8 protein-coding genes are annotated in these 6,249 nt (G+C 69.8%); 5 read left to right on the top strand and 3 right to left on the bottom strand.

Annotated elements, in window-relative coordinates:
- Positions 1–100 precede the first annotated feature (100 nt).
- On the bottom strand, positions 101–931 hold the full coding sequence (locus ACIRSS_RS22730; RefSeq protein ID WP_400897977.1) for a peptidoglycan-binding protein: 831 nt from the start codon (positions 929–931) through the stop codon (positions 101–103).
- Between the two features lie 402 nt (positions 932–1,333).
- Here ACIRSS_RS22730 and ACIRSS_RS22725 point away from each other — a divergent pair, with 402 nt between their 5' ends.
- The 4 genes from ACIRSS_RS22725 to ACIRSS_RS22710 all read left to right on the top strand — a co-directional run bounded on the left by ACIRSS_RS22725 (position 1,334) and on the right by ACIRSS_RS22710 (position 3,754).
- Positions 1,334–2,386: an NlpC/P60 family protein gene (locus ACIRSS_RS22725; RefSeq protein ID WP_400897975.1), complete on the top strand. Its 1,053-nt coding sequence runs from the start codon at positions 1,334–1,336 to the stop codon at positions 2,384–2,386.
- A 55-nt stretch (positions 2,387–2,441) separates the two neighbouring features.
- Positions 2,442–2,864, top strand: a complete 423-nt coding sequence (locus ACIRSS_RS22720) for a hypothetical protein (RefSeq protein WP_400897973.1) — start codon at positions 2,442–2,444, stop codon at positions 2,862–2,864.
- 67 nt (positions 2,865–2,931) lie between these two features.
- Positions 2,932–3,132 (top strand): DUF3072 domain-containing protein, encoded by a 201-nt coding sequence (locus ACIRSS_RS22715; protein ID WP_400897971.1) that lies wholly within the window; start codon positions 2,932–2,934, stop codon positions 3,130–3,132.
- Positions 3,133–3,580: 448 nt separating this feature from the next.
- On the top strand, positions 3,581–3,754 hold the full coding sequence (locus ACIRSS_RS22710; protein ID WP_400897969.1) for a hypothetical protein: 174 nt from the start codon (positions 3,581–3,583) through the stop codon (positions 3,752–3,754).
- Between the two features lies 1 nt (position 3,755).
- On the opposite strand, the gene rho is transcribed toward ACIRSS_RS22710, so the two are convergent.
- Positions 3,756–4,817: a transcription termination factor Rho gene (gene rho / locus ACIRSS_RS22705; protein WP_400897967.1), complete on the bottom strand. Its 1,062-nt coding sequence runs from the start codon at positions 4,815–4,817 to the stop codon at positions 3,756–3,758.
- 322 nt (positions 4,818–5,139) lie between these two features.
- Here rho and ACIRSS_RS22700 point away from each other — a divergent pair, with 322 nt between their 5' ends.
- Positions 5,140–5,583 (top strand): ATP-binding protein, encoded by a 444-nt coding sequence (locus ACIRSS_RS22700; protein WP_400897965.1) that lies wholly within the window; start codon positions 5,140–5,142, stop codon positions 5,581–5,583.
- A 414-nt stretch (positions 5,584–5,997) separates the two neighbouring features.
- On the opposite strand, the gene ACIRSS_RS22695 is transcribed toward ACIRSS_RS22700, so the two are convergent.
- Positions 5,998–6,210 carry a hypothetical protein gene (locus ACIRSS_RS22695; protein ID WP_400897963.1) on the bottom strand — a complete coding sequence of 71 codons (213 nt, stop codon included), beginning with the start codon at positions 6,208–6,210 and terminating at the stop codon, positions 5,998–6,000.
- Positions 6,211–6,249: the final 39 nt, after the last annotated feature.

Here is a 6,249-nt window from a genome sequence, read left to right as displayed (position 1 = left end):
CTGTTTGGTGTTTGGGTGATGGGCCCCCCACCACCCCACAACTCCCCAGTTTTTTGTGGTGTGGGGGGCCCCCCCCCCCCACGCCCCAATTCCCGTGCGGTCAGCCGCGCTGGTACTCCTCCCAGGTGACCTTGGTGACCGCGGGACCGTCGTCCGCGCCGCGGCCGGCGAGACCGTTCATGCCCAGGTAGTAGTCACCGGTCTGGTGCTGCGCCCCCGACGAAAGGTCCGGGTCGGAGATCGCCATCGCGTGGATGTGGTAGGCGAAACCCTGGTCCGGCGTGCGCAGCCAGGCGGCGAACCCGACCTTGCGCAGCGCCTTCAGCAGGTTCGTCCGGCTCGTCGAGGACAGGCTGGACACCGAGATGTCCATCGCGCCGCCGCCGTCGTGGGTGCCGGCCGAAGCGTCGACGCCGCCGGGGTTGTACGACCCCTGCGTCAGGCTGACCGACGACCCGAAGATCCCCTCGGCGGCCACGAGCATCGCCTTCGTGCGCGTGTTGAGCGTGACGCCGTGGTAGGTCACGTGGCTGCCCGCCGAAACCGGGTTCGTCACCGTGTACCGGCCCTCGCCCAGCTTCTCCAGCGACGTCTTGCCCGGCAGCCCGGACGCGTCGATCCCGGTGTAGCCCAGCGACTTCTGGTACTGCGAGTACGCGGTGATCGTGGTGGTGCCGAAGTAGCCGTCGACGTAGGTCGAGGCCAGCAGCCCCTTCGCCTGCAGCGCCTGCTCGACGAGCAGGACGCTGTCGTGCGCGCCCGGCGTCTGGGTGTCGTCGGCGCGGCGCGGGTCGATCTGGGCCGCCTTCAGCACGGCCTCCATGTTCGCCGTGGGCAGCGCCGTCGTGGCCACCGGCGCGGCCTGAGCCGGTGCGGCCACGGCGAACGCCGCTGCGGTGAGTGCCGTCAGCACGGCGGCCTTCGTGAACATCCCTGTCCTCCACTGGTCGGAATCAGTACGGCCCCGAGGATCACCCCACCGGATACAAGGGACGTACAAAAGCGGCATTCGGCTCGGCGTCACGACGTGTAATCCCAGCCACAGCCGATCCGTTCTCCACTGGTCCAGCCGTGTTTCTTGCCGTCACACAGAGTTGCGTGGGGCTGGCGCTGGACGTACCCGTGTTCCTTTCGTAACCTGTTCGAGATCTCGCGGCCCCCGGTCGTCGATGAGACGGCGACGCGAGATCGCCGCCGATACCCCCTGCCGGGTACCGGACCCCCAGCGCGGGCTCTACCTGTTGCGGTCGAGCGCGCGCCGGACACGGGCGAGGCCCCCGACTCGCCACCGGTGCCCGACGGCGGCCGATCAGCAAAGGAGACCCGCGCGAGAATGCGTTCGCATCCCGTCAAGCGCGTGGTGTCAGGTGCCCTCGCCGCGGCCTCGGTGATCACTGTCGTCACCATGGCCCAGCCGACGGCCACCGCCGCCCCCATCCCCGTCCTCCAGGCCCCGCCCACCGGCTCCGAAGCGCTGGCCAAGTACCGCGAGCTCGCGGCGCAAGCCGAGAAGCTCAACGAAGACCTGCTCAAGGCGCAGGACGACCTGACCGCCAAGCAAGGCCAGCTCGACAAGGCCAACGCCGACGCCACCGCCGCCAAGGACGCCGGTGCCCAGGCGATCGAGGCCAAGCGGAAGTACCAGACGCAGGTCGACAAGTTCGCCGGCGCGTCGTTCACCAGCGGCGTCCAGATGAACAAGCTGTCGGCGCTGCTGGCCGGCACGTCGACGCAGGACTTCCTGGACCGCTCGGCGGCCCTCGAGGTCATCGCGACCGACAAGAACGCCGCGATGGACAACCTCAGCGGCGCGGCCGACAAGGCCACGGCCGCCGACAAGGCCGCGACGGACGCGGCGAAGCGGGCGCAGGACGCCCGGGACGCCGCGGCCAAGCTCGCGTCGGACATCGAAGGCAAGAAGAAGAACCTGCAGGCCCAGATCGACCAGATCGAGGCCCAGAGCCGCACCCTCAGCACCGCCGACAAGGCGGCGCAGAAGGACACCGGCGGCACGCCCCCGAGCGTGAAGGCGCCCAGCTCGGCGGCCCAGAAGGCGGTCGACGCGGCGCTGAGCAAGCTGGGCAGCGCGTACGTGTGGGGCGCCACCGGACCGAGCACGTTCGACTGCTCGGGCCTGATGCAGTGGGCGTACAAGCAGGCCGGGATCTCGCTGCCGCGGACGTCGTCGGCGCAGGCGGGCTTCGGCACCCCGGTGTCGCGCAGCCAGCTGCAGCCGGGCGACCTGGTCGCGTACTACTCCCCCGTGTCCCACATCGGGATGTACATCGGCGACGGCAAGATGGTGCACGCCCCGACCAGCGGCGACGTCGTCAAGATCTCGCCGCTGCTGAGCGAGTACGCGGGCGCGACGCGGCCCACCGCGTGACCGGCTGCCCCGTTCCGCGAGGTGTAGAAATCGCGGAACGGGGCACCTTCCGCGCATGGTCGACAACTACGACGCCGCGACGGTCGAGGCCGTCGGCAAAGTCACCGAAGCGCTCGAGACGATCGAGCGGGCGCGCGGGCACCTCTACTCGTTCCACCAGCTGACCGGAAGCGCGGACCTGGCCCTCGGCGAAGCCGTCGAAAAGCTCGAGAAGGCCGGCCACGCGGACTGGGCGCGGCGGATCTCGGAGGAGCTGATCGGGCTCAACGTGCTACCCGATCGGTGGACGTTCCAGGTTGTCGAGGAGTACGACGACGGCTACTACAAGGCGTGCCGCGACCTCGAGCGATCGCTGCTCGAGTCGTTGACGGACGGACGCCGCCACCTGCACGAACAGCAGATGAAGGCCGACCGCCGCACGCACGGCAGGCCAGGCCACGAGGCGGGCGCGCCGTCGACCCCACCAACCGGCTCGTGACCGGCGATTGTCGTACCCCTGCGCTAGAGTCGGAGTCAGGCGAACAGGTGTTCGATTGGAGGATGTCGTGACCGATCAGGTGGAACCGAACCCGGAGAAGGACCCGAGCGACTGGACGACCGGCGACGAGCCGATGACCGGGCCGCAGAAGTCATACCTGCAGACTTTGGCGCAGGAGGCCGGGGAGGAAGTGCCGGAGGGGTTGACGAAGGCGCAGGCCTCGGCGCGGATCGATGAGCTGCAGCAGGCCACTGGGCGCGGTAGCTGACCGGCTGGGGGCGGCGGGGCCGGGTTGCGGGCGCGGGAAGGAGCCGGGGCGGTCGGCTGAGCCAGGCCAGGCCAGGTCGGCGGCGCGCGAGGCAGGAAGCAGCTGGGTGGTCAGCTGGGGCCCGGTCGTCTTGCAAGCGGCGGGTAAGCAGTCCGACCGGCTGTTGCGATTTCGGTCGCGCGCGGTGATCCGCAGCGCGCTTATGGGCAGGCAGCGGGTAATCCGACCGGTGACCAAGGTCAGCTCGCGCGTGTCTTGTCCTCAGGCGGCGAGCGGTCCGCGTGGGCGCTGAGTCTCTTCGCCGGGTGTTGGGCCGCTCATCATTGTCGTTGTGGGGCTTGGCTTTCTCGTTGCCGCTCTGAATCGCGGGCGTCCTATCCACGCGCCACTCCCTATCAGCCGCCTCGGTGATGGGTTGGCCTCGCGGTGCGGCGGGTATCAGCCGGGAATGTCCCAACCGAACGAACAACCCGAGATCGCGCGGCCCGGCACTCCTGATCCCGGCCGGGCGGACGACAACCTTTACGAGACCGGCGAAGGCGATCCGCCCGAGAGCGCCGATGAAGCCCGTGGCGTCGGACAAAAGGTAATTGGCGAGCTCCGGGAACGCCGGGACAGCTGAATCAAGCCGCCGCGGGCAGTGCTGCGCCCGATACGCGGAGGAGGAACTCCGCGTTGGAGCCCGTCTTGCGGAGCTGGTCGAGCAGCTGCTCGATCGCGTGCGGACCCTGCAGCGCGCGGCGCACCTCGCGCATCGCGGCCAGTTCTCCCGGCGTGACCAGGAGTTCCTCGCGACGGGTGCCGGAGCCCGGGATGTCGACCGCCGGGAAGGTGCGGCGCTCCGCCGCCTTGCGGTCGAGTTTCAGCTCCGCGTTGCCCGTGCTCTTCAGCTCCTCGAAGAACACCGTGTCGGCCAGCGAACCGGTCTCCACCAGCGCCGACGCGACGATCGTGAGCGAGCCGCCGCCTTCGAGGTTGCGGGCCGCGCCGAGGATGCGTTTCATCGGCTGCAACGCGGCCGCGTCGACGCCGCCGGACAGCGTGCGCCCCGACGGGCGGGCCGCAAGGTTGTACGCGCGGCCGAGACGCGTCAGCGAATCGAGCAGCAGCACGACGTCTTCGCCGCGCTCGACCAGGCGTTTCGCGCGCTCGACCGCGAGTTCCGCGACCGCGACGTGTTCCGCGGGCGGACGGTCGAAAGTGGACGCGATCACCTCGCCGCGCACGGTCCGGCGCAGCTCGGTGACCTCCTCCGGCCGCTCGTCGGCGAGCAGCACCATCAGCCGGCATTCCGGGTGGTTGACCGAGATGCCGTGACCGATCTCACGCAGCACGGTCGTCTTCCCGGCTTTCGGCGGCGAAACGACCAGCGCGCGCTGGCCTTTGCCGAGCGGCGTGACGAGGTCGATGACGCGCGGCAGCAGGCGCGCCGGGGTGGTTTCGAGCAGCAGGCGCTCGTCCGGGTGCACCGGCACCAGGTCGGCGAAGTGCGGGCGCGGTTCCGCCGGGTCGGCGCCGTTGACGCTGGTGATTTCCTCTGGCGTGCCGGTGATTTCGTCGCCCGGGCGGAGTTTGTGCTTGCGGACAAGGGAAAGCGGCAGTGCGACGTCGTCCGGAGCCGGCCGGTAGCCGGTGCGGACGAACGGGGTTTTTCCGGATGTGTCAAGGATTCCGTGAAAAGACATGGGTGTCTCCTGATGAGGTGACCGGTCCGCGCGAACGGCGGAACCGGTGAAATGAGGAAGAAGGCCGATCAGCCTGGATCCGAGAGCTTCCTCCGGGCGGCCGCGGGGCCGGCATCCGTGAGGAGCACCTTTACGTTAGCGCGACATCACGCAAAGCACAACGGGTAAGACGTCGTCGCGGTGGGTAGGTCTGAAGAGAAGCCCGTGAAGCGGGGGAACCCGAGGCTGACGATGGGAGTGGATCGTGTATCGACATACCCCGGAACCTGGCGTCGATACCGGCGAGAGCGCCGACGCCGACCAAACCGGGACCACGTCCCCGATGCGCACGAGCGGTGGAGCCGTGGTCACCTCGACGTTCGAAGAACTGGCGCCCGCCCTGCCGAACGAGATGGCGGGGTTGCGCCGCAAGCTGACGCAGTGGCTGGCCGAGCTGCCCCTCGACCCGGGCAGCACGCACGACATAACGCTGGCGACGTACGAGGCGCTGGCCAACGTGGCGACGCACGCGTACCCGCGGGGAAACGGCTGGGCCCGCCTCGAGGCGAAGCGAGCAGGCGACGCGGTAACGGTGACGGTGACGGACACCGGCTGCGGAATCGCGGCAACGCGCCCCCACCAGGCGGGACTGCGCACCTCGGGCGGCCGGGGCCTGGTGCTGATCGAGAAGGTGACGGACCAGACCGACATCGACTCGGGAGAGAACGGAACAACGGTCCGCATGACGTGGCGCCCGGCGGCGCTGAGGGACGAGAACCCGGCCTGAGCACGGAACACACTGGGGACACGCTCACGCGAAGACTCGCGGAGAGGCTTGACAGGGAAGGTCACCGCCGGGGCGGGCGAAATCCCAGCCGACATGCGACCGCCCCGCGCTGAAGCGCGGAGCGGGGCGGCGGAGGCTGGCCTGGAGTAGCAGGCGCGCAGCCACGAGCCGCGATGAGCACATTCCTCGGAACCGCGAGGGTTTACACAGGGAGCGAGCTCCGCAAGACACTCCGGCGCGGCCCAGCCGACCCAAGACTCTCCCGGGCCCGCCCCGCCACCGCTCTCCCCCGGCTCGGCTTGGCCCGCAGCCCTCACCCCAGCCCCGCAGCCCTCGGCCCTGGCCCCTGGCCCCCGGCCCCCGGCCCCCGGCCCCCGGCCCCCGGCCCCCGGAGTGTCCTACCTCACAACCCCCTCAAGCGACCTCGGCCAACCGCACCAACCGGCCCCGAGGGTAGGAAACCAGCTCCCTCTCCTCATCCGTCGTGAAGATCTCGACAGAATCCCCCAGCAGCTCCGCCGAGGTCACCTGCAGCTGCCACGCGGGGAGGCCCGGCGCCGGCTCGTGCCAGAACCACTGGCCCTTCGTCAGCTGGTCCGCCGGGACCGTCGCGTCGTCCTTGTTCATGCCCATGAGGCTAGCCGTCACCACCGACAGTTTTCGCAC

This window comes from Amycolatopsis sp. NPDC101161 (genome assembly GCF_044768185.1).
In the GTDB taxonomy this organism is placed as follows: Bacteria; Actinomycetota; Actinomycetes; order Mycobacteriales; family Pseudonocardiaceae; genus Amycolatopsis.
The sequence above is the reverse complement of the archived record's forward strand: the minus strand, read 5'-3'. Positions and strand labels throughout refer to the sequence as shown.